The sequence below is a fragment of the Bordetella hinzii LMG 13501 genome (genome assembly GCF_001548475.1).
Lineage (GTDB): Bacteria > Pseudomonadota > Gammaproteobacteria > Burkholderiales > Burkholderiaceae_B > Bordetella > Bordetella hinzii.
Genome location: NZ_LRUJ01000045.1, coordinates 8419 through 35378, shown reverse-complemented (window position 1 = coordinate 35378; position 26960 = coordinate 8419). Strand labels below are relative to the sequence as shown.

Genomic DNA, 26960 nt, shown 5'->3' with positions numbered 1-26960 from the left:
TCGGCGAAGACGCTCAGGTCCGCCGAGATGCGGGTATCGACCAACGTCAGGCTATCGTCCCCCAGGCCGGTATACAGGCTCACGCTGCCCTGCACCTCCGTGGCCTGCAGCAGCACGCTATCGTCGCCATCTTGGGCGGAGACAGTCACTTGCGCCTGTTTGATCAGGCGCGCGCGGATCTCGATCCGGTCTTGCCCCGAACCGCCCAGGATGTCCATGGTGCCGCCCTGCGTCAGCAGGAGACCGGCGTCCAGGCCGCCGCCGGCTTCGGCGGTCGCGCCGAAGCGGATCTGGTTGGCGCCGGTTTCGCTGCCGTGGATGCGGATCTCGGGCGCCAGCAGGCGGCCATCGACGGTGATCGACGTGGCCTTGCCGTAGCTGGCGCGGTCATCGCGGTCGGCGCGCAGATTCATGCGCTGGCCGGCCGAGACCAGGCCGCCCGGCAGGCCCCCGGCCGGCCCGGCGATGTTCAGGTTGTTGCCCGCCAGCAGACTGGCCACGCCGGCCACGCTGATGACCGAGCCGGCCGCCAGCTGGATGTCGCCGCCCACGCCGGCGGGCGTCGAACGCGCCGCCAGCCAGGCATTGCGCGCTTCGATCCGGCCCACATTGAGCGTCAGCGTCTGCGCCTGGCCCTGGGCATCGTCGGCCTGGCCAAGCTGCACCAGCGCCACGTCGCCGCCGGCCTGGGCATTGAGGGTCGATGAAACGCCGACCGCCGCGACAATGAGCGCGTCATTGACCGCCACGCCCGCCACATCGGCCTGCGCATAGCCACCGATCGAGCCGCCCGCCTCGAAATAGAGATTGCCGCCGATGACCACCGCCTCGCCGCGGCCGCCGGACACACCGGGATGCGCCGCCTTGTCATTGACGATGCCGGCCTGGCTCGTGAGGCGGATATCGTCGCGCAGGCGCGATTCCACCTGCGCCAAGGCCAGGTCATGCGCGCCCAGCTGGCTCAGGGAGATGGCCCCCTGGGCCAGGGCCGTCAAATAGCCCGACAAATCCGTCAGCAGCGGTTGGGCCGCCAGCCCGATGCCGCCGGACAGCGTGCCCAGCCAGGCGTTGCGCGCGGTCAAGGCCGCCTGGCCCGCCGCCGTGCCGTTGAGGATGTCGTCCAGCGCGTAGATGCGCGCGTCGCCGCGCAGCCCGCCGGCGTCGGCGACGTCGATGCCGCCCAGGCGTAGGCTGTGCATGCCGTAGACGTTCAGGCCCGTGCCGGCCTGCGCTTTCAGCAGCGCCGCGCTGTCGCCGTCGGGCATGCTGACCAGCAAGGGCGTGCCCTCCTGGGAGACGTCGGCGCCGGGCAGGCCGACCGAGCGGCCGGCGATGAGCACCACTTCGCGCGTATAGCCCAGGGCCGCCAGCGCCTGGTCGCTCAGCTCGGTGAGCGAGACGTTGGCATACTGGCGCTGGCCCGCCGCCGTGGCGTTCAGGATGGAGTCGCCAGCCTGCAGGCTGACATTGCCGGCCGCGATCACCTGGCCCACACGCAGGTTGGCGTCCGCCTGGTAGCTGGAGCCGCTTTGCGCCGTGCCCTTGGTGTTGGCCAGCACCAGGTTCAAGTCCTCGCTGCCGTGCTGGGCCACGCGCGCCACGCCGCCGGCCTCGATATAGAGCGCATGGCCGGCGCCCAGGCTGAGTTGCAAGGCGCGGGAGGCGTCGTATTGATAGATGCCATTGCCATCGCGGGTGCTGCCCACGATGTCCTGGTCGGCCACCAGGCTCACCTGGCCCTGGCTCTCCAGCCTGCCCGCGTCGGTGCCGATGATGGAGCCGCCCTGGGCCGAAACCGTGATGGTGATGCCCTTGGCGGCATGGATATCGCCCAGGCGGATACTGCCCTTGGGCGAATCCAGGCCCACCGTCGTGTCGCTGTAGGCCGACACCACGCCATCGACCGCCTGCACCGCCAGGGAACGGGTCAAGTTGATGGTCAGGTAGCGCGGGTCGCGTATATCGCCCACCAGCGCGCCGGCCTGCAGCGCCTGCGCGCTGGCGCCGTCCTGGGCCATGAACGGCACTTGGATGGCTTTCCAGACCGGGTCGAGGAAGCCCGTGCCGATATCCACCACTTGCAGGCCGTTGGCCCGGGCATTGGCGATATTGGCATTCAACTGCGCCAGCTGCGCGCCCGAAGCGCCCAGCTTGCTGTTGTAGACGAAGACGTCGCGGCTGTTTTCGTACAGGCCGAAGCGGTCGGCGAACAGGAACTGCAGTTCGCTGCCCGCTGGCAGCGTCGCGCCCGTGAGCAGCGCGCCGTCGTTGGAGAACATGGGGTTGACGGCTTGCCAGAGGCTGCTGTCGCTGAAGTCCACGTCGCCACGGTCCAGCGAGACGGTGCCCGCCGGGCCGATATAGCGGTACAGCGTGTGGTACACCCCGGCCAGGCTGGCCGCGTTGGCGCGCGACAGAATGGCCTTGTCGGCTTCGGGCAGCGCATCGAAGATATTGGCCCGCTCCGCTTCGCTGACCGTGCTCAGATCGGGCAGCTGCAGCGTGTACTCGCCCAGCTGCGCCCCGATCGAGCCCTGGCCCGACGTGCGCAGCACGATGCCCTGCCCGGCCTTGATGTTCAGGAAACGGTCCGGCGGGGGCACGCCTTCGGCTTCGCTGTCGATATCGAAGACCTTCTCATTGATGGTCGCCGACACCGGGTACAGCAGATTGTTCTCGATGTTGCGCAGCGTGGCCGTCGAGAAATAGAAGAAATAGCCGGCCTGGTAGCTGCTGCCATAGCGCTCGATGTCCTCGGCGGTCTGCGCCGCGGCGTCGGCCTTGAGCACATAGTTGCGCGTATAGGCCGTCGCGCCCGCCAGGTCGGCCGCCGCGAAGTCCAACGTGATCACCTGGCCCATGTTCGGGTACAGGGCCAGCAGGCCGTCATTCTGGCCGGCGCCGGTCTGGTAGAGCATGGCGTCGGCCAGCGTGGCCGCCAGCCGGATGCTGCCGTCCGCGCCGACGATGGCGTAGTAGGCGGTGTCGGCGCGCAACCCGCCCACGGCGTCGCGGAAATAGATCTCATCGCCCGTGGCGAGGGCGCGCAAGCCGCCATGGCCGTCATCGACGATGAACATGTCCTGCAGCTTGAAGCTGCCCGCGCTCACGGCGCTCAGGCCCGAGGCGGCGCCCACCACCGACGTCAGGCGCTCGCGCCAATAGTTATGGTACTCGGCCGTCTGCGCCAGCTCCTTGTCGACCACATAGTCGTAGACCACCTGGTTGCGCACCGACTTCACCAGGTTCTCGACCCCGGCCATGTCCAGGATGGGCGGCAGGTAGTTGGGATCATAAGCCTGGCCCTGCAGCTGCTGGTGCAACGCCAGCATCGGAGCGCTCAGGTTGGCGGTCGACGCCGCGTCCTGGGTCAGGAAGAGATGCGTGCTCACCGTGAACATGCCGCGCAGGTCGGCCGCGGCGAAACCGGTCAACAGCCGCGGCGCGATGCCCACATCGGTAAAGAGCGCCTTGATCAGCGCCTGTCCTTCGGGCGTCTGCTTGAGCAGTTCGAACTGCTGGTACAGCATGGCCTCTTCCCGGGAGGCGAACAGCCGGATGCTGTTGCTGCCCTCGACCAGCACGTAATAGGCCACATTGTTCTGCAGGCTGACCGTCTTGCCGTCCTTGGCCTGCACGTCGTTCAGATAGACGCGGTCGTAGTTCTGCAGGCCGCGGTAGCCCGTCACGTTGCCATTGGCATCGACCACCGGCACGATGTCCATATTGGTCAGGGTGATGACATCGTCGGTCGTGACCGAGCCGCCGCTGGCCGAGGCGTCCAGCAGCTTGACCGTCATCGCCCCGGGCACGGCGCCCGCGGCCTGCAGGATCTTCTCGATGGTCAGCGCCTCGCCGCTGGCCTGCAAGGCCTTGTCCGCCGTCTCGGCCAGCGTGACCACGCGCCCGTTGACGCTCTTGATGTAATACACCAAGGTCTGGCTGGAGTTGGCGAAACTCAGCTCCACCCGCTGGCCCTGCACCAGCGTATCGTTGCCCGCCAGGGTGATCGAGGCCACGCCCGACGAGGCCAGGGCCTGTTGCGCGAAGCCGGTGTCGGTCAGGCGGATCCCGGCATGGACAACCATGCCGTTCAGATTGGGCGTGTAATTCTGGCTCCAGTTGGCATCGTTGACATTGGTATTGCGATATGCGTCCAGATTCTGCAGCTGCGTCTTCTCGGCATAGACCTGGCCCGAGAACACAATCCTGCCCTTGAGCCAGGCGCTGTCGGGGCTCTGGTCCGTCAGGGGATTGCCGAACTCGTCCACCACGCTGACGATCTTCAGCGTGCCATTGTCATAGACGCCCAGCTGGCTGCCCGACAGCGTGCCGCCGTTGTTGGTCATGAAGAGATCCAGGCCGGCCAGCGAAATCGACTGGCCGCTGCTCAGCAGCGACTTGATGGCGTTGAGCAACTGCCCGCGGGCCGCGTCGCTCAGCGTGGACGTGCTCAGGTCCCAGCTGAAACTATTGCCCAGGTCCACATAGCTGGCGTAGCGGGCGCCGCCCGCCGTGGTTTCCGTGTACTGGTAATAGGTCAGGTAGCTGCCGCCCCACCATCCCGACACCGAGCGGCTGTCGACCTTCAGCGTGCCCTGCTTGAGCGCCGTGGCGCCAAAGCCCAGCTGGAGGCGGTAGTCGATGCCGGCGCTGGCGCCGCCCTGCCCCAGACCCGTCAGGCCGTAGGCAAGCTCGGCGGGCAGTTGGCGATTGACCACCACGTCGCTGGCGTTCCTGACGTAGTAATTGGTCAGCGTGACGTTGCCGTCCAGCACCAGCGACAGATGATTGTCGCTGCGCGACATCCCCTGCGAGGGCGAACCGTCGGCCGCCGTCAGATTGAGCGACAGGATGCGGCGCGTGACCTCCACGCCGTCGATGGTGAGCGTGATCTGGCTGCCCACCACGCCGTTGGCCGGGTCGTTCAGCCAGGCGACGTACTGCGTCACCGTCATGCCCGACGGAACCTGCCAGCCCAGGGTGCTGCCCGCCAGGGAGATCGTATTGCCGGTGGTCGTGCGCTGGATCACCGATCCCGCGCCCGTGGAGCCGGAGCCGGTCAACAGCGCATAGAGCGAGCCCGCTCCGATCGAGATCGTATTGCCGGCGTGCGCCGCGTTATAGGCGTTGATGGCGGCGATGACGTCCGCCGTGATGTCGGTATCGCCAGCGGCCGGCGTGGACACCGTGGTGCCCGGGCTGGGCACCGCCGGCAGCGCGGGCTGGGTATTGCCCGTGAGCTCGCCCGCGGCATACTGGCCGCTGTCATTGCCGAACACGATATTCAATCCCACGTGCGCATTGGGATCGGCCGTGGTCAGATTGCCCACATACGGGGTCTTGAGCGTGATCAGTACCGTATCGAAATCCTGCGTGAACCAGGACCCGCCATTGCCCAGCGTCGGCAGGATCTGATCGATCAGCAGCTTCTGTCCATTGATCTCCACATAGCTGTACTGGCGCAGCGCCGCCAACGCATCGGCATCGCGATAGCCGCCGACCTTCTGCGCCAGCTCGCTTAGCTGCGCCTGCGTCAGCGTCAGCTGCAAGGTGCTGGAGCCCTGGGTCTCGGTCAGCCCGGTGCTGGGCAGCGTGAAGCTGATGGGCAGATTGGTGCTGGACTGGTCGGTGGCGCCGGCCAGCCCATAGGCCGGACCGTAGAGCACGCCCTGGCTGCCCGCCGTATAGCCCATCTCGGCCATGGACACCGGCGCGGCAAACTGGCCGCTCACCGGGTCATAGACCGAGAACTGGAAGCGATAGACCAGGCCATCGTTGGACACCGCCACCAGCTTGCCCAGCACTTCTTCGCGCGCATTGCCGTTCAGGCTGTTGTTGTAGGCCAGGCGCACCAGGCGCCCGCCATCGACCGCCGCCTTGAGGATGGCCTCGTAGTCGCCGCTGCGATTGAAAGCCACCACCAGATACTGGCCGCTGCCCTCCATCACCGTGCTCAGGTAGGTGCCGGCGCCGCCCAGGCTGATATTGGCCACCTGCAGCGCGCGCACGCCCGACCAATACCCTTCGTACTGGGTGATCTGGGCGTTCAGGTCGGCCAGGATCTTGGCCGTGACCGTGGGATAGGCTTTCTCGGTCGCCGTGCGCGTGTCGGCCTGCTCGCCGTCCAGCAGCGAACCGCCATTGAGCGAGATATTGACGCTGCCCAGCTGCGAGTACACCGAGGCCTGCGGATTGGCCCAGTTCACCGGCTTGACCAGCACCAGGTCGGCATTGGCCACATTCTGGGCGATATAGATGTTCTTGTCGGCGCCGGCCGCGCCGCCGGCCAGGCCGGCCTGGGCCGCGAAGCCCTGGCGGGCATAGACGCTCAGGGCCTGGCTGGCCGTGCCGATGGCGCCGTAGCCGGCATTGAGCTCGACGCGATTGCCCGACACCACGGCGTCGCCCGTGGCCGAGCCATGGGCGAAGATGCCGTTCAGGGCTTCGATGTAGACCGTGCCGGCCGAAGAAGCCACCTTCTGCAGCGTGGCCTTGGAGCTGGTCCCGCCTTCGGAGAAATAGGTCAGGCGGATATCGTTGCGCGCCTCGGCGCGGGTATAGCCCGAGGAGCCCATGATATTGAGCTGGATAGCCCCGCCCAGCGCGAAGGCCTGCACATTGACCGAGGCGCCGGACGCCGGCGTCTGGCCATTGGGATCGCGCGCCAGAATGCCCACCTCGCCGCGCATGCCGATCGACGTCGACTTGGCCGCCGAGACGGCCTCGATATACACCGACTGCCCATTGCCCACGATGAGGTTGCCGCCCAGGGTCACATCGCCGTTGCTGCGGATATAGATGGCATTGGGCTGCGTGCTCGATCCCAGGAAGGTCAGGTTGATGTCCTGAGAAGCCGGGACATAGAAGGTATAGAGCTCTTGCTGCTTCTTCTCGACCACCTGGGTCAGCGTGGTGGTCTTGGTGCGCAGCCAGCCGCCGCCGCTGGAATGCGGCCCGTCATTGCGCACGATCACGCTGGTGTTGAACTTGCGGTAAGTCACCACGAAGTTCGAGCTTTCCAGCGCCTGGCCGTCGACGGTGACGAAGCGGAAGCGGCCCACGCCGGGGAGGTAGATCGGCCCGTTGGGATCCGCCTGCAACTGCTGCTGCCCGCTGCCTTCGACATAGCCGGGCAGGATGGCGTCATCCAGCTTGCCGGTGGCGCGCAGCTGGTCCTTGAGGACGTCGGGCACCGTAGCCTCGCTGGTATAGGCGACCACGGTCGACACCAGCACCGGACGCGACTGCGAATAGGTCACATAGGGACCGTTCTTGGTGGTGTTGCTATTGGTCAGCCAGCCCAGCGGATCCACGCCGTCGCCGATCAGGTTGAACTGCTTGGTCACGAAGGTGGTCGTGGTGGTCTCGCTGGAATCCCAGCCCATGACCCAGACCATGACCTGGCCCTGGGCGGGCTTATAGGTCGTGGTCAGCTGGCTGCCCAGGTTGCCCACCGTGACGGCGCTGCCTTCGCTCAGTTGCGAGCCCGCGCCATTGTCATAGACCCAGACCCAGCCGGGCTGCCCCACGCCGGGGTTGTCCAGCTTGATGAACTTGTTCCAGACGGTATGCACGACCTGGTTCTGGCCATTGAGTTCGTACAGATCGCGCTGGCCGCGCGCCGTGTCGACGATCTCGATGCGCCCCTTGCGATAGGTGCTGACATCGATATCGCTGGTCACCAGCGCATAAGTGGTCTGGTTGTCGATATGGACCGACGCATAGCCGTTGGCCACCACCAGATTGCCATTGCCCACCGAGATGATCTGGCCGGTCAGGGTGATGCTGCCGCCGGCCAGGCGGATCGGATCGAGGATGATGGTCTGCGTGGCGTAGTCGAAACGGCCCGTGATCGCGCCGAAGCGGTTCATGGACCCATCGGCGCTGTACGACACGCCGCTCACGGCATAGCCGCTGGTATCCTGCAGCGATTTATCCCGGTCGCCCCGGAACGAGGCGTCGATGCGGATATAGGCGTCGGTCACGCCGCTCTGGATCTTGCCGTCGATATTCAGCGTCAGCGCCGAGATGTTCACCGCGCCCAGCGCAAAGATGCGCGAGTCGCGCGCGGCGGTGTTGGAGGTCAGGTAGGAGGTGAACGACCCCAGGTTGCGGTAGCCCCATTTGAGCAGCACATCCTGTTCCAGTTCGCTGGCGCCGGTGCTCGTGGCGTTGCTCCTGAAGTAATCGACCACGAACTGCCAGCGGTCCTGCAGCAGCGTGGGATCCGCGCCAGTATTGAACCAGCCGTCGCTTTGCAGGCTGAAGTTGCCCTTGGCCTGGATGTCCAGGCTCAGGGCCGATATCGTGCCGGTGACATTGATGCTGCCCAGCGTATTGACCACCGAGACCTTGCCCAGCGGGTTGACCACCGCGCCCAGCAGATTGAGGTCCACCGGGGCGCGTTCCACCAGCGCCATCATGTCGGCGTCCAGCGCGCCGCCGAAGGGATCTGCGGCCCAGCTGTTCTCCAGCTGGAGCACGCGCACTTCGGCCACGTCCGAGCCCCCCGATCCCTGGACCGAAGTGTCGTTGATATACAGGTGGCCGGACTTGAAGATCTTCATCTCGCCGTCGGCCCCCGGACGGATGATGGTGCCGTCCATCACCACCGCGTCCCTCACGTTCATCAGCATCGGCGAGTCGTTGACGATATTGATCTGCGTGTTGGCGCGCGCATCGATGCCCGCCGCGTGCACGCCGCTGGTGTTGGCCGCGTTCACATAGACCGAGCCGCCCGAGGCGTACAGATTCGGGATGTCGACATAGAAGGTGTAGAAGGAATCCAGGTAACGGCCCTTGCTATCCACCATCTGCAGGCTTTGCAGCTGCTGTTGCAGGGCCGCGATATTGGCCTGGTAGCGCGCGACCGCCTGCGGGTCCGAAGCGTGTTCGGACTGCATCTTGGTCAACTGGCGGATCTGTTCGCTGATGATGTTCTGCTGGCTGGCGTAGCGCAGCACCGGCTGGCCCAGGTCCACCGTCTTGAGCACGTAATAGACGCTGCCCACCTTGTCGGCCGCGAACTCGCCGAAGTCCCAGGACAGCGCGCCGTCCTTGTCGTCCTGCGTCAGCGTGGGCGGATTCTTCTTCCAGTAGCTGTTGCCGTAGTTCTCCGTCGCCAGGTTCAGGTCGCGGCTGTCCAGGCTGTCGTAATAGTAGTAATCGTTGCCCTTCTTGATGATCATGCCGGTCGTGACATTGACCTGGATGTCCTCCGGCCGGAAGGCCGTGAGTTCATAGCGCACGTCGATGTTCACCGTGCCGTCGGCGCCGTCCAGGCTGGTCGAGCCCGGTCCCAGCAGCTTCTCCAGGATGGCGCGCACGATGGGCGAATTGGCGTCGAAGGTCACCGAATAGTCGGTCTGCGTCGGCAGCGTCAGGCCCGCCAGGTTCAAGGCATTGATCAGCGCGGCGGGAATGATGAAGATATTGGCCGCATTGTTCACACCGGCGATGATGCGCGTGGCCGCCGAGGTGGCCACCAGGCTGGAGGTCTTGTCGACCACGCCGGCGGCCAGGTCCACGGTGGGGTTCAGGTTCAGGCCGATGACCTGCACCGATCCGTTCACGTTGGCCTGGTCCAGCGTGGACGGATTGGTCTCCAGGCGCACATTGCGCTGCGCCTTGAGCAGCGATCCGTCGCTGCTCGCGCCATCGATCACGATGCTGTTGATCTGGCGGGCGCGCGCGCCGCTGTCGACCAACGGGATCTGCGCCACGCCCACCATGGTGAAGGACACATTGTCATTGGCCAGCAGATAGCCGGTGGACAGGGGATCCGACACCTTGCCGCTGCCGGCGAGCACCACGATGTTGTCGCCCTCGATGGACGAATTATTGATCTCGATGCTGTTGCGCACCGTCAGGTCATTATTGCTGTCGGTCTTGCTGGCGCTGGCGACCGACACCACCAGCATATCGCTGATGGTCGTGGTGACGCCGCGCGTATTGGCCGCCAGCGTCACGTCGCCGAAGGTATTGCGCACGAAGGCGCCGTTGACCTTGATCTGGGCCAGCGTGCCGTCGGTGCTCAAATGATTGGTCGACAGCGTGATGGTGAAGCCCGCCACGCCGGTGATCTTGTTGCGCTGGGTGTAGATGAGGTCATTGGTGATGACCATGTCCAGCATGCCCGGGGTGTCGTAATCCCCCTTGGCCATGACCACCGTCATTCCAGCCGTGTCTATCGTGTCGGTGGCCGAGCGCGAGCCGCTGACCTCGATGATGGACTGCGGCCTGATCGTGACGCCCTGCTTGCTGACGTCCACGCCGGCCACCTTGACCGAATAGGCGCTGAGCGTCGAGTTGCCGCGCACCGTGTTGTTGGCGCGGATATCGAGCTTGTTGCCGATGACCTGCGAGCCGCCGCCGATGCCGACATAGGCGGTGCCGCCCAGGTCCACATCGATCTTGCCCCAGCGGCCCGCCACCAGGGCGATGGTGCCCGCGTCCATGCTGACGTCGGTGGCCTGCGTCTGGCTGGCCGAAATCGTCACCAGCGCCCCTTCGATATACGCGCCGTTGTCGATCTCCACCCGCGCGTCCAGGCTGGTGCTCAGCTTGGCGCTGTCGGCCGACACAGTAACGCCACCCGCCTCCAGCGAACGCGCCTCGGCCAGCAGGCCGGCCTCGCCATTACGGTCGGTATGCGTCTCGGTGGTGACGCCGATGATATCGCCGCGCAGGCTGGCATGGTCGATCACCGCCTTGAGCGAGCCGCCCAGGCGGGTCTCGGCATTCATCACGCCCACGCCGATCACGCCGCCGGTGATGGACTTGGAATAGGCGCGGCCATAATAGGTGCCTTCGGCGTTGACATTGACCAGGCCGGGCGTGGTGCCCGTGGCCGAGGTCGTGCGCACGCCGTTCAGGACCGCGCCGTCGCGCGCCGCGGCCAGGGTCGTGGTGCCGATGTCCACCAGGGCCCGGTTCACATTGACCGCCAGGCCCGTGGTGGCGGCCACGCCCGCCGTCAGGGTGCGGCTGAAGTCCACCGTCACCCGCGCATTGAGGTCCACCACCGGGGCCGACACGGTGGCCTGCGCCACCGAGGCCGTGGTCGTATCGCGCGCGATGTTCTCGGCGATCCCCACGCCCACGGCGGCGCCGATCGCGCCGACGGCCACGCTGACCTGGGTCAGGTCGATCTCGGCCAGCACATTGGTGTCCGCCGTCACCGCCACCGCGCCCAGGGCGCCCACCTGGCCATCGCCGGTGATCCGGGCGCTGACCGTGTTGCGCGTATTGTTGCTCACGCGCACGCCGGCGCCGGCGCCGGCCACGCCCGCATTGGCGGCCACCGAAGCGGTCACCGCCTCCAGGCCCTTGAACTCCGTCTTCTCCAGCGCCAGCACCGACAGATTGTCGTAGGCGCCTACCTGTTTGCCGCCCGCCGTGCCGATATAGGCATCGACCGTGTTCTCGGCCACCGTATCGACCAGCGACACGACCAGGGACACACTGGCGCCCGGCGCCAGGCCCAGCGCGGCCGCCACGCCATAGGCGGCCGACCGGGTGATGAGACTGTCATCCTTGGCGCGCACGGTCAACGAACCGGCGCCGCCGCCCATGCCGACCGTGACCATGGAGCCGTCGATATAGGCCGAGGTCCGGGCGGCGAAGCGATTGCTGACCTGCACGCCCGAGGCGGCCGCCGACACGCCGGCGCCGACCACGGCCAGGGCCCCGGCGAAGTTCACGCTGTCCAGGGTGGCGCTGGAGGTGGCCAGCACGTCGAGATTGCCCGTATCCACCGTAAGGGTGCTATTGGCGATATAGGCTTGCGCGCCATGGTTGCGCGACACGCCGTCGCCCGAATAGCTGCCGAAGGTGTTGCTGGCGATGGATACGCCCATGGTGGCACCCAGGCCCGCGCCCGTGACGCCGGCCGACACCGCGCCGGTCACGGCATTGATGCGGGCGGTATTGTCGGCCGTAACCGACATGCCGGCGCCGGCGGCGAGCGTGGAGCCCGCCACATGGCTGTCCACCGCATTGGCCACCGTCTGGCTGCTGCCCGCGCCGGCGCCGCTCACGGCCACGCCCGCCAGCGCCACGGCCGCCGAGGCGGCCACCGAGGTGCTGTCCAGCGTCGCCGTCTCCTTGGCCGCCACGGCCAGCGTATCCGACACCGAAACCGTCGAGCCGCTCACGCGCGCCTGCACGCTGGCGGCCGAGACATTGCTGACATCGGTGGCGCCCACCGCCACCGAACCGCCGCTGACCGTCAAGGCCAGCGAGGCGCCCACCGCCTTGGCCATCAGGTTGCTGCTGTCCTCGGCGCGCACGCTCAGGCGCGCCATCTGCGCGCCCGCGGCCGCCGACAGCACGCTGTTGTCGACATAGGCCTCCACGCTGCCCAGCGCCTTGTTGCGCGCCAGCGCCGCGCCCACCGACAGGGCCAGGCCCGAGCCGGAACCGGCGGCGCTGGCGCCCACCGCGGTCGCCCGCAGGGTCGAGGTATTGGTGGCCGCCACCGTCAGGCTCTCGGCGGCCCGCACATTGGGGTCGGCCTGGGTCAGCCCGTCCACATAGGCGCGGGTCTGGGCCTTGGACGTATTGAACGCCGACGCGCCCGCGCCGGCCAGGGCCACGCCCTGCAGGGCAACGGCCACCGCGCCCGCGCCCACCTTGGCCTCCAGCCATTGCACGCTGTCGACCGTGACCGAGATCGCGCCCAGCCCGGACACCTGGCTCTGCGTCAGGCCGGCACGCGCGCCGGCGCTGTCGCTGATCTGGTTTTCCGCCAGGGAGGCGCCGATGGCCAAGGAAGCCCCCGCCGCCGTGAAACCCAGGCTGGCGACCACCACGGTCGCCTTGATGGTGCCCTTCATGTCGGCGTCTATGGTCAACGCATTGCCGCCATTGCCGCTGATGCGCGAGCCATTGACCAGGGCCGTCGCCGAAGAGCCGATGAGGTTGCTGGCATTGGCGCCGCCGCCGGCCAGCGAAACCCCGCCCAGGCTCACGCCCACGCTGACGGAGACCGCCACCGACACGGTGGTGATGCTGGCCTGGCTGTCGGCCTTGACCGTGATGGCCGGCGCGCCGACAAAGCCCACCCCGTCGATGGTGGCCAAGGTGGCATTGCTGATCTCGTTCTGGGCCAGCGAGGCGGCCACCGACAGCGCCGCGGTCGCGCCCAGCGACACCGCCACCGCGATGGCCACCGCGGCGATGGTGCTGTTGATCTCGGCCTGGTCCAGGGCATTGACCGTGACGCTGCCCGCCTCGAAGGGCGATTGCCGGCCCGTGTCGCTGATGCGTGCCGTGATGCCGGTCTGTATCTTGTTCACGGCGCGCGCGCCCGCGCCCGCGCCGGAAACCGCCAGGCTGGCGCCGTCGACGATGGGCGGCGCATAGGCTACCGACACCGCGACCGCGCCCGCCACCACGACCGCGTCGATGCTTTGCTGCCGGTCCACCTCGCCGTTGGGCTTGAAGCTGACGTTGCGCGCATCCACCGTGACCGCGCCGGCCGTGACGGCGCTGCCATCGATCAGCGCCACGATCTGGTTGACCGGGCGGCCCGCGCCCAGTCCCACCACCTGGCCGGCGCTGTTGACGTCGTAGCCGATCACGTTCTCGGCCATGGCCACGCCGATCGAGGCCGAGGCGGCCGCGTAATGGCTGACCGATACCGAGGCCGACATGCCCAGCACCACGGCGTTGATGCGCGACAGGCCCAGCGCCAGCACATCCAGGTCGCCCGCGGCGCCCGCGCCGCGGGTGTCGATGCTGGCGCCGCCGATGCCGGCCTGCACGCTGGCGGAAATCACATTGCGCGCCAGCGCGCCGCCGCCGCCGATGGCGGCATTGGCGCTCGCCCCCACCGACACCGCCACCGAGGCGCCCAGCACCACCGACAGGATATCGGCCTGCTGCGTGGCGCTGACCGTCAGGCTGCCGCCGCCAGTGGCGATGCTGCCGCCCGCGATCGAGGCCTCGACCGTATTGAATACCTTGTTGACGGCCACGCTGGTGCCGACGGCGATGGCCACGCCGGCCGTGCCGGCCTGCACCGCGACCGCGCCGCCCACCGCGATGGCGGTGATAGCGGCGTCATCGGATGCGCTGACTGTCACCGCCGCGCCCGAAGTGCGCAGCTGGGAGTCCTCGATCCGCGCCCGGACCACGGTGGCGATATTGCTGATGGCCACCGACACGCCGATGGATGCGCCGGCGCCCACGCTGCCGGCCGAGACCGCCACGCCCAGGGCGCCGGCCACGGCCACGATGCTGCCGCTGTTCTCGGCGTTGACGCGGATCGCGCCGCGGTTGCCCGACGCGCTCTCCACGCGCGTCAGGCGCGCCTCGACCGAGCCGTCTATGGTGTTGCCGCTGCCGGCGCCCGCGCCGGCGCCCGCGAAGCCCTGCCCCACCGCCACCGCCGCGGCCACGCCTATGGTGGCCGACACAATCCGCGAGGTGTTGGTCGCCTCCACGGCCATGCCGGTCTGCGTGCGCACCGTGGTCGTGCTGGCGGCATTGCCGCTGCTGGTGCCGTCGATATAGGCCAGGGTGTGGTTGCCTATCCAGTTGTCGGTCGCCGCCACGCCGGCCGCGATGCCCGCCCCGCTGCCCGGCGACACCGCCACGCCCAGGCCGCCGGCCACCGCCAGCACATAACCCTCGTCGCGGGCCTGCACGGCCACGCCCGGCTGAGTGCCGCTGACGGCCAGCGATTCGACCAGCCGGGCATTGCGGATACCGGCCTCGTTGCGGCTGTTGACGCGGTTGACGGACACCGAGCCGCCCACCGACACCGCCACCGTGCCCACGGCCACGCTGCCGACCACGGTGAAATTGTGGATGCTGCCCGAGAAGACGGAACCCACCTGCACATGCCCGCCCCTCACCGCGCCTTCGGTATCGCGGATCTGCGCGGTGATGCTGTGCGAGCGCGACACGCCCAGCGGCGCGCCTCCCACATAGTTGTATGACAGGCTGGCGCCCACGGCGACGCTCGCGCCTTGGGCGCCCAGGCCCAGCGCCACCGCGCCGGCCAGGCTGTTGATGGTGGAATCGTCGCTGGCCTGCACCCGCACATCGCCATCGGCCGCCACGGCCTGGTTGCTGCGAGTCTCGGCGATCTCCGCCGTGATCGAATTGGCGATCCAGTTCAGCACGGCAGAGCCGCCGAACCCGACATTGGCCCCCGACCCTCCGGCGGCGACCGCCCCGCTGACCGCCATGGCCGCGATCTGCGCATCCAGTCCCGGCGGCATGTCGTCGGGGCGGGCGAAAGTGGCCAGGACCACGATATCGCCCGCGGCCGAGAGCGCCGAGCGCAGGGCGCCCGCATAGATCGTGTCGAACACCTGGTTGACGGCGAAGGCCATGCCGGCGGCCACGCGGCCGCCCACTGACACCGACACATTGCCGGCCAGCGCCGAGATACTGGCCGTGTCGCGCGCCAGGATACGGATATCGCCCGTGGTCGCGCTGACCGACGAATCGGTGATGGTGGCCTGCACCGTGTTCTGGATGGTGTTGACGGCCAGCGAGCCGCTGACGGCCACGCCGGCGCCGCCGGCCAGGCCGACGGAGACGTTGTAGATGCTGGCGCGCTCCTCGGCGCTGACCTGCACGGCCTGCGCCGTCACCTGCGCGCCGTTGATGGCGGCACGCACGCCATTGCGCATGTCGGCCACGCCGACCGAGGCGCCGATGGCCGCCGAGGCGCCTTGCGTGGTCGAAATGCCCAGCGCGCCCGTGGCCGTCACGATCTGGCTCTTGTCCTGGGCCGACACCGACAGGCGTCCGCCCTCGGCGCGCACTTCGGCTCCGGCCGCCGCTCCGGTATTGTCGATCACGGCCTGCACTTCGGTGCGCGACAGATTGACCCCGATGGCGCCCGCGCCGCCCAGGGCCTTGCCCCCGGCGCCGGCCACCGTGATGCTGAGCATGCTGTTGGTCAGGCTGTGTCCCTGGGTCAGCGCCCCGATGTCCAGCGTGATCAGGCCGCCGCCGCTGTCAAGCCGGTCGACCACCTTGCGCAGGCTGACCCCGCCCGTGCCGCTGCCCGCGCCCAGCTGGATGGCAATGCCGTCGCGGGCGTTTTCCAACGAACTGGCCAGCTGGTAGGCGTAGCTGCCGTTCTGCGACACATTGATGACGTAATAGCGCTGGCCATCGACCAGCCCATCGATCACGCGGCCCTCGCTGTGATAGACCACGACGTCGCCCGTGGCCAGGCCCGCATCGCTGGCCAGGCCCAGGCTGTTCTCGCCCGCGACCTGGGTGCGGATGGCCGACGCGGCCAGGGTCGCGTCCTGCGCGGGTCCCTGGGTAATGGTCGTCTGCTCGGTGCCATCGGCCTGCGTCGTGGTCGTGGACTGCGACGTCTGCTGCGCCAGCTGCACGCGGGTGATGCTGATCAGGGCATCGGGATTGACCGCCGTCGGCCTGCCCTGGTTGTCCAGCTGCTTGTTGCCCGCGGCATCGGCCAAGTAGTACTCGTAGCGTTTGGTCGTGGCGTTGAACTCGGCCACATAGCCGAGCTCGGCCAGCGTCACCGCGCTGCCGTCCACGTTCGTGAAGCGCAGCGTCTGGCTGTCGACCGCTTCCACCACGTAGACATGATCGTTGGCCAGCCCGCTCAGCACCCCGTTGGCGCCCAGGTTGATCACCACCTTGTCGCCGGTCGCAAGGCCGTGGGCCTTGGGCAGCGTCAGGCTGCCATCGGCGTTGAGCATGGCGCCGGCCGGATTGTCGACGCTGAAACGCTGCAGGGCGCCGCCCACCGTGGCGCCGCTGAAATCCACCAGATTGCCCTGGCCGTCGCGCAGCTGGAAAGACACCTGGCCACTCGCGCTCCGGACCAGATTGCTCACGTAATAGGTCACCCCGACCTTGAGCACGTCCTGGCCCTGGCGCAGGATGCGGTTGGCCAGCACATCCTCGATCTGACCATTGGCCAGCGAGCCGCTGTAGACAATGGCCGAGCCTTCCTGCAGGCCGTCAAAAGCCGCGTTGATGACCAGGCGATTGTTGGCGCCGTCCAGGCCGACCGTGGCATCCGCGCCGTGGTAGGGCTGCAGATTGACGCTGGTGGCCTCCTGCATGCGCACATGCGCAAAGCGCACGCCCGCGGCCGAACTGCCGGCGGCGAAGGTCAGCGCCTTGCCGCGCAAGGCGTCTTCCTGCGTGGCGGCCAGCTGGATGATGGCCTGTCCGTCCGGCGCCTCGCGCCGGATGATGTAATAGATGCGGTCGGCGCTCAGGCTCGTGCCGTCGGCCAGGCGGATATTGCCCGCGCCCGCGCCCAGATAGATGCCGTCCCCGGTCTGCCAGCCGGCGAACTCGCCGCCGCTTGCGCCTTGCGAGACCGGCAGGCCGGCGTTGCCGCTCGTATCCTTGCCATTGATGATCTCCGCCGCCGCGCCATCGAAGACCAGCGTGCTGCCGCCCTGGTCCACATGGATATCGCTGTCTCCCACGGCCAGCACGTCGCCGCCATTCAGCTGCGCATTGCCGCCCGCGGCCATGGGGTCGACCAGGCCGGCAAAGACATTGACATCGCCGGCGATGGCCCGCACGTCGCTGGCGACAATGGCCGCCGTGACCTTGGGGTCGGCCGCCGGGTCGCCATTGCCGTTGACGCTGGCGATCTGCACCCCGGCGCCCGAATCGGCCAGCTGCTTGTCGTCGAAACTCAACAGATCGCGGTCGAAGGCGGTATTGCTACCCATGATGTTGACCGCCACGGCCAGCCCGACCGCCGCGCCCTGGGTGGCGACGGCGCCGGCCACCGTGATGGCATAGAGCGCCGAGGCATCCGAGGCGTTGACCCGCACGGCGTCGCCGCTGAAATTGGCCGCCTGGCCGGCCTTGACCATGCTGCCGGAGATACGCGCCTCGGTCGAGCCGCGCATCATGTTGACATTGACCGCGCCGGCCAGCGCGAACTTCTTGGACAGCGCGCCGGCCGCGCCCACCGACACCATGAGCGGCGACGAATGCGCGGAGACGTCCAGCTTGCCCTGCACGTCGATGGCGCTGTTCTCGATCAGGGCGCTGGTGCGCGAGCTGAACTCATTGACGCTGACCGACGCGCCCACGGCCACCGAGCCGCCCAGCGTCATCGCCACGCCGCCCGTCACCGCCACCAGCGTGTTGTTCTCGGTGGCGCTCACCGTCAGCGCGTTGGCCGTGATACGGCTGCTGTTGACCACCGGCGCATTGCTGCCGTTGTAGCGCGGCAATACATAGGCCGCCACCGCCGAATGCACGCGGTTGACCTGCACCGATCCGGCGCCGGCGAACTGCGCGTCGCCCAGGCCCACGCCCACGCCGACCGCGCCGCCGCCCAGCGAGGAATTGTCCTCGGCGCTGACGCTGACCGCGCCGCCGCCCGCCGTATCCACGGTCGAACCCTGGATGCCGGCCAGCACCGCGTTGCCGATCTCGTTGTAGCTGATGGCGATGCCCACGCCCGCCTTCTTGCCCACGCCGGCCGCGCCCGTGATGGCGATCAGCGTGGTCTTGTCCAGCGCCGAGACGCTGACATCATGGCCGCTGCTGCCGGCACCGTCATAACGGACCTGGCTGTTGAGGATGTAGCTCTCGATGCGGTTGCCGACCACATTGACGGTGATGGAACCGCCCACCCCGGCGCCATCGCGCGCCATGCCCAGCGCGCCGGCGAAGCCGACCACCGTCTGGGTGGATTCGGCCGACACGTCGATCCGGCCGGTATAACGCAGATCGGCGGCCTGGCGGATGCCGGCCTCGACCTGGGTGCTGCTCACATTGACGGCGATGGCCGCGCCCACGCCGGCCTTGCCGTCCGAGATCGCGCCCGAACCGGCGATCGTGACCAGCACGCTGGCATCGCGCGCGGTGATGGTCACGTCGCGCGCCTTGACCTGGCCGGTGGCGTTGCCCAGGCGGGCGATGTTGTCATAGAGCGCCACGCCGACGGCGGCCGAACCGGCCACGGCCACGCCCTTCTGCCCCTTGGCGCCGGCCAGGCCGGCGGCCATGGTGACCGTCACGCCGGTGCGCCGCGCCGACAGCGCCAGGTCGCCGGCCACGATCAGGCTGCCCACGGCCGCCACCTCGGCGCGCGCCTCGCCGCCCAGCAGGTTCATGCTGTAGGCGCCGGCAATGCCGATGTTGGACTTGGCGGTGTCGGACAGCGCAAACGCCGCGGCGCCCGACAGCGCCAGGGCATGGGTGTTGTTCAGCGCGTCGATCTTGGCGTTGCCGCCAATGGTGACCGTCAGGCCGGCCGCATTGATATAAGCCTGGACGGTGTCGTTGACGACATTGACGGCCGAGGCGCCGGAAATCGACAGTCCGGCCTTGGACTCCGGCTGCTTGGCCGAGCCGCCCGCCCCGCTGTCCTGCGTCAGCGTCGAGGTCGCGTCGCTGGCCGATTTCAGCTTGTCGGCGATATCGGTCTGGTCGGCGGGATCGACCGGCGCGGGATCCGTGCCCGGCTTGGTCTCGCCCTGATCGGCCGGCCCCTTGATGGCCAGCATATCGCCGCCCGTGCCGCCGCTGGGCGTCCCGCCGCCCGGCGTGGTGGCGCCGGTGCCGGCGCCCGCCCCCGCGACGGGGCTGGACACGCGCGACCCGGACACCGCCAGGTTGCCGATAAAGCCCCGGTTCTGGCTCAGCAGGTCCAGCGCGCCGGCCGAGAAACTGCCGCCGGCCACCGCCGTCGCGCCGCCATCGAGCAACTCGCCGATCACGGCCTGGGTGTCGCGATTGATATCGTTGATGGCCACGCTCAGGCCCACGCCCACGGCCTGGGAGCTGGCCACCGAGCCGGCCACCGTGCCGACCCAGGTCGCGTCATCGGCGCGGATGGTGGCCTTGCCCGCGGCGTCGATCCGCGCGCCCGACCCCACCTGGGCGATGGTCGTGGCGTCGCTCACATTGACCATCACCACGCCATTGGCGGCCACTGTCTTGGCCTGGCCGCCCGAGGCGCCCACCGTGACGGAGATCACCTCGTTATCGGCCGCGACCGTCAAGTCGCCGGCATTGATGACGGCGGTATTGCCCACGACGGCGCGCGTGTCATGGGTGCTGGCGTTGACATAGACCGACACGCCGATGGCCGAACCCTCGCGCGAGCTGCTGCCGTAGTCAAAACCGTCGACGCGCGGCGTCAGAAAACCCTTGGCCAGTTGTTTGCCATAGGCGACATAGCCCTGCCCGGGCGCCTTGCCCGGTTCCGCGGCCACCTTTTTATCGCCCCCGATGGCGATATTGGGCAAGAGCACATTGCCCACCAGGTTCAGGTCCTGCTTGGAATTGACGGCCTCGATGGTCACCGCGCCGGCCGGCGCGCTGCCGGCCCGGGTGTCGATGCGGCCGCCGATGGTGGCCAGGGTCTCGGTGCTTTGCACCTGCGCCGTGAAAGCGCCGGCCAAGGCCAGCTTCTTGCTCTTGGAATTGGCGCTGGTCCAACTGCTGAAGCTGTCGGAAACGCCGCCCGAACTCGTCAGCGTGGCCTGCAGGTTGTAGAGAAACTGGGCCGCCGCCGCGCCAGCCACCTTGGCCTTGGCCGCCGTGCCATCGGCCTGGCCCCAGGCCGTCTCGATGCCGTCGAAGGGCTTGTACAGATTGGCCAACCACAGGCCCAGCGGATCGATCTGGTCCAGCGTCCGGGCGGCAATATCGACGTCCCCGCCCTGGGTGGCGATGCTGGCGCCCGCCGCCATGTCCACCTTGGTGCTCATGCTGTCGATGGCGATGGACACGGCCGCCGCCGCGCCCAGGTCCGAGCCATCCGGTCCCACGTTGCGCGCGGTCTGGTCGGCGGTGACGTCGTTCTTCTTCTTGAGGAATGCCTGGCGATCGGCGATGGCCTGGTCATCCACGGCCGTCATGACTTGGTACTGCACCGAATAGCGGGTCAGCGCCTCGACCGTCACATCGCCGCCATGGGTGGCGATCACCGCGCCGCTGCCCAGGGTGACCTGGGTGCTGACGTTGTTGATGCCCATGCCGATGGCCGCGCCCACCTGGAATTCGGTGGATGAGCTGTTCAGCTCCTTCTTGATGTCTGCGTCGTACTCATCTTTATCGGCCTTGGCATTCTTGGCCTTGATCCTGGCGATCTCGTCCTTGAGCTTGCCGTCCTTCCCGAGCGCCGAGAAGAAAGCCTTGGTGTTCTGCCAGGCAATGCCGCCGCCCTTGGCCGCTGCACCCACCACGGGGCCGGCCACTTTGCGTCCGACCAGGCTCTTGGCCTCGATGACCGTCTGGTCGACATAGTCCTCGCCCGTGGCCTGGCGTCCGCCCAGGTTGGTCTTGACGATCACCTTGCTGCCCTGGTCCAGGGTCTGTGCCTGCACGATGACCTTGTTGGCGCCGTCGGGCACCGTGGTGTCGCCCGTGCCGCCGGCCACCAGCTTGCCATTGACCACCGCCTCGGTGGCGATGTTATTGATGGCCAGGCCCAGCGCCGCGCCCACCTTGGCGTAGCTGGCGTTATAGCGGCCCGTCTCCCGGGACGGGTCGATCGTGCCGTCATCCGCCTTCACCGGCTTGGTGTCATCGCTTTCGGCCATGGCGCCCGAGGCCGCGACCTTGATATCCATCTTGTGCTTGGTGATGGCCTGCACCGTCACGTCGCCGCCCACGCCGCCCAGCGATACCGCGCCGGGCGTCGACGGCGTGGCGTTGACGTCCGTCATCAGCTCGGCCGTGCTGCCGATGGTGACCTTGGAGCTGCTGTTGACGATGCCTATCCCCACGCCGATGACGCCCGGGACCAGGCTGATCGTCGAGGGCAGCAAGGCAATCGTCATTTCGCTGTCGACCTCGGAGATCACCGAGATGTCGCGCGCGGCATAGATCTTGCCGTTGACCGTGACCTGGGCGTTGTTCTCCAGCACCCCCACGGCCACGCCCACGACCTTGGCGACCAGCGGGCTCAACTTCACCACGGCCTTGCTCTCGGCCTTGACCGACACATCGCTGGCCGAGAAAATGGCCGCGCTATCGTCGATCTGGATGCTCGAGCTGTACTTCACACGCGCCCAGGCCACTTCGACCGCCGCGCTGTCCAGGAAGGTCATCAGGGCGTCGTAGGCGCTGTTCACGCCGCCGCCCAGCTTGGCGCGCAAGCCCGTATCGGCCTCCGCGTTCTTGACCAAGGGGTCCAGGTCATACTGCGAGCTGTCGAGCTTGGCGCTGATGGTCACGCCGGCGCCATCGGCCTTGGTGGCCCACAGCGTGGCATTGGTGATCGTGACGCTGGTGCTCAGGTCGAAGATCTGCCCATAGGCGCTGCGCCAGGGGCGATAGCGCTGGGCGAGCACCTCGATGGCCCCCGCGGCCAGCACGATATGGGCGCCGGTGGCCGAGCCGATCTGGATGTCCTGCGCCTCCAGGCGCAGCAGGTGCGTGGAATCGAGCGTGATGTCCTTCTCGATCTTCAGCGTGCCGGCGCGGATGGTCACGTCCGTGCCCGACGACGTCACGTCCACGTCGATGACCGCGTTTTCGCCCAGATCCAGGATTTTTTCGAGATTCTGGGCATTGGCGCCGAGATTGACCCCGAGCAGATTGCCCGCCGCGCCCATCAGCGAGGACAGCACGGCCGTGCCCGTTACCGGTGAAATCAGCTGCAGCGAATTGCCGCTGCCGCCGCCGGCGGCCAGCGACACTGTCACCGAGCCGCCCGCCGCATTGACCGGCTGCACCACGATGAAGCTGACGTTGCTCTTGTTGCCCTTGAGGGTGTTGTAGCCCCCATCGCTCTCCAGGGTCGCCCGGCCCGTCCAGGCCTCGGCGTCCAGTGTCGTCGCGGTGCCGGCCGCATTGCGCGCGGCCAGCGTCACATTGTCCATCGCCGTGCCGACGCCGCCGCCGGCGCGGGCCAGGGTCACCACGCTGGCGAAGGTCGCGCCGTTGAGATAAGACACCTGGGTGGGCGTCAGGATGGCTCCGTAGACGGAGTCCACCCGCAGCGTGTTGTAGCCGCTGGCCTGGGTGAGAATGCTGTTGCCCGCGCCGGTCGAAAAACGCTCCCAGGCGTCATCGGCCACATAGCCGTAGCTCACCAGGAAGGTGTTTTCGCCACCGCCGGAGCGGATGACCGCATTGGCGCCGGCCAGCATGAAGCGCGTCGAGTGCGCGGCCGCCAGGGCATCGCCCGTGAGCACGCCATTGACCGAGGCGCGGAAACTCTCGCTGGCGCCCAGCAGGCCCAGCCACTTCGCCGCTTCCGACAACACCGTCGTGCTCTGCGACACGTTGCCCTGGTCATCCAGCGTGATCAGCGTGCCCGGCTCCAGGCGGAAATCCCCGCCATAGCCGGCATCGCGCGCGGCCTGGGTGTAGCTGACCACCAGGCAACCATCGGCGTTCAGGCGGGCGTCCAGCGCATAGAGATAGTCCCAGGCCGTGGTGGTGTCGCTATCGGGCAGCGGACGTCCGGCATTGGGCCCTTCCGCCGCAATCCGGATCGGCTGGCCGCTCTTGTTGACCATCACGCTGCCGGCGATCGCATTGAGGATGTCCTGCAGGGTGTTCACCCCCTCCAGGCTGACCTCCAGGCGGTCGTCATTGGCGAAGACGAACTTCAGCGCCGGCCCGCTGTTGTCCTGGTATCCCGACGTCAGGTCCGCCAGGAAGGTCTGGGTCGTCAGTCCGGTAAAGCCGGTGGTGTCCACCTGGCTGCCGCTGCCGCTGACTTTCAGGTCGAATTGATTGACATGGCTGAAGGTCGTCTTGACCGCCCCCGTGCCCGCGCCGATGTCCATCCGGCCGTCGGTCAGCTTGAGGTTCTTGCCGCCGGTGTCGACGCGGATGGTGTTCGTCCCGGCCGAGCCGATCACATCCGAGTCATACCGGTTGCTCACGACATAGATGTTGGACAGGCCGGCGCTGCCGTCGAGCACCGCTCGCCCCTCGAAAGCCGAGGTGTCGATCCAGTTGCCGTACTCGCCGCCCATGACGCGCGCCGAGGTGACGTGGCTATAGGTCGAGCCCGTGGTCGCGCCCTCGGCGCGCAGGATCTTGCCGGCCTGGGTGCCCAGCCCGTCGGAAACGAAAGATACCCAGCCCAGGCCACCCGTCGCCTGCTTCTGGGCCAGCCATTGCGCGGGGTCGATGCCGGTCAGGCCGTCGGCCACGACCACCAGTTCGGTCGTCGCATCCGCGCCCGTGCCGCCGGTGACCGCGTACTGGCCGCCCATGAGGATGACCTGGTGCTGGGTTCGGTCGCCGCCGCCGGCCTTGATCACGCCGCCGGCCATCAGGCCGCTGACCAGCACGGTATTGCCCGAGAAGGCGGAAGCGTCGATCAGGGTCGAACCCAGGCCACCATTGAGCCGCGCGTCGCTGAACCCCCCTTGCAGCACGTTGTGCAGCACGGGCGTGGCCGCGCCCGCGGGCAAGGCGTCGCCATCCGAGGCATATTGCGCGATCAGCTCGCCGTCGGTCAGGGTGAAGTTCCAGTTGCCGTCTTCGGACAGGGTATTGCTCAGCGAACCCGCCTGCGCCACCAGCACGTTCGAGCCCTGGTAGCCGGTGAAGACATTGTGGCCCAGGCCGCCGCGCAGCACATTGGCGCCGGCGCTGCCGATCAGGGTCAGGTCGCCCGCATAGCCGGAGCCGTCCAGGGTGACCACCGTATCGGGATGATAGGCGCTGCCGGCTGCCGCGGCGCCGTCGATGGTGCGATAGTCCTGCAGCGTCACGGCGCCCACGCCATAGAGGCGCACCGTGTTGGCGGACGTGGCGCCCGGCGGCGTATTGCTCAACACCGCCGTGACCGTGTCGCCGGTCAGCGTGGCGTCGCTCTCGACGCCGGCGATGTATTCGGTGGCGCCGCCGCCCAGGCTGCCGTTGCCATAGACGATGTCGTTGCCGCCGCCGCCGCTGATGCGGTTCGCCCCGCGGCTGTTGGCCACGGTGATGATGTTGTCGCCCAGGCTGCCGACGATGTCGTTGCCATAGCTGCCGCCCGCGCCGATCACATTGCTGATATTGAGCACGCCGGCCAGGCCGCTGGCGTCATAGAGCGCGGTCGCCTCATCCTGGTAGTTCAGGTTGACGGTGACGTTGTCTTCATAGGCGGAATAATCCAGCGTGGTCTTGCCCGCCACGCCGATGAAAATCTGGATGTCGAGATTGCTCACCAGCGCCGTGGCGCCGGCAAAACTGCTCACGCTGCCATCGGCGGCCACGCCCGCGCCCATATAGACCGTCACGCCGCCTTGCGTCTGCACGCGGGCGGTGACATCGGCGCCGAATTGGGAGAGGTCCAGGGTGTTGCCGCTTTGGCCAGCCTGCTGGGTCAGGGTAAATCCACGGATGCCCGCGCCGACGATGTAGGTGTTGCCGCCGCCGCTGCCGGTGATGATGTCTTGCGCGTTGTTGATGGTGACGGTGGTGTCGCCCACCACGGTGATACGGTTGCCGCCCTGCGTCGAACCCTTGACCGCGCTGATCGCCCGCACATAGCCGAATCCGGTCGGCGGCGGCGGCGGCACTTCTTCGCCATTGCTGTCCGCCGTGGGCCCGGAGAGATCCACCGTCACGCCGGTGGCATAGCCACTGTAGTCCAGCAGGGTCTTGCCGCTTTGGGAGGTGCCCACCAGGTTGAAGGTCTTGTCGCCGATCTTCAGGTTCTGGCTGCCATCGGCCGACTTGAACACCACATTGACCGTATGCTCGGTCCAATTGTCGTTGGCATCGACCGTGGTGTAGCGGATCTGGTAGCTGTCGTTGTTGCTGATGATGGCGGTGACATTGCCCTTGATGGCCGAGAAGTCCAGCGTATTGTTGCTGTTCTCGTCGTCCTCGTTGCGCACCCAGACGCCATTGTCCTGCTTCATGCCCTGGCGCAGTTCGATGGTCGTGGTGGCCGCGGTGGAATTGTTGTCGAACACGAAGGTGTTGTCGCTGCCATAGGCCACCAGCGTGTCATTGGTGGCCACGCCGGTCAGGGTGGAGCCGCCGGTCTGCGCGCCGGTGGACGTCGCCATCAGCCCATCCCAGCGCGCCACGGTCAAGGTAGTGGCTTCGATGGCGCCGTGGCGGTAGTCCAGCACCCAATCGCCGCCCAGGGCCGCGCTGCCCACGCTATGGGTGGCCGCGGCCACATCGGCGCGGGTGATGGCCGACAGGCTGTCGACAAAGGCCACGCCCCCGCGTCCGGCGGCCACATTGCAGCCGTAGAGCAGGATGTCGCCGTCCTCGGCCATCGCATCGCCCCAGGCGCGCAGCTGGTCCTTGTAGGCATCGAGCTGGCCTTCGCCCAGCGTGGCCGTGCCCAGCGTGAGCGAGCCGACGCCGCCATGGCTCATGATCTGCACCGCGGCCAGGTCCTTGTGCTGGGCCAGGATCTGGGTGATCTGGTCCACGCCGTCATAGCGGCCGTCCAGCACGATGATCTCGGTATCGTGGCTGCGCAGCACCTGCAGCTGCGGGCCGTCGCCCGTAGGCGTGGCCAGGCCGCCCAGGCCCTCGGTCTTGCCGCTCACCAGGCTGTAGAGGCCCTGGACCATCTCCTCGGCGTTCTCGATGGACGGGTCCACGAAGATGATCTGGCGCACCGGCGTGCGCTCGGACTGCGTGGTGTAGCCCTCCAGCGCCGTCAGCGGCGCGGCGGCCTCATGGCCGGGCAGCCACGCCTTGGCGTCGCCCTGGCGCGCGGCATTGGCCTTGGCGTACTGATCCAGCGAGATCTGTTCGCCCAGCACACCCTGCTTGTGGAAAGCGGCGCGCTCGACCAGGTAGGGATGCGCGCCCGGCGCCTGCGGCTTCTTGGCCTGTGGACTGGCCTGGCCCGGATGGGCCGGCGCCACGATGGGAGCCTCGTCGCTGGCCGGCTGCGGCGGCGGCGGAACCAGTTCGGCCGACATCAGATAGCGTCGCTCCAGCGCCTCGAACAGGGGCCGCCGCCGGAACAGGGATTGCTGCACCTCGCGTGAGGAACGGCCGGTCCAGAGTTTGCGCGCCAGTTTCTTGATGCTCATATC

General features: G+C 67.9%; 1 protein-coding gene. It reads right to left on the bottom strand.

Annotated features, from left to right (window positions below):
• Positions 1–26957, bottom strand: a 26957-nt coding sequence (locus AXA74_RS21140; protein WP_155680905.1) for a DUF4347 domain-containing protein, incomplete at its 3' end; no start/stop codon positions are given.
• Between the last annotated feature and the right edge of the window lie 3 nt (positions 26958–26960).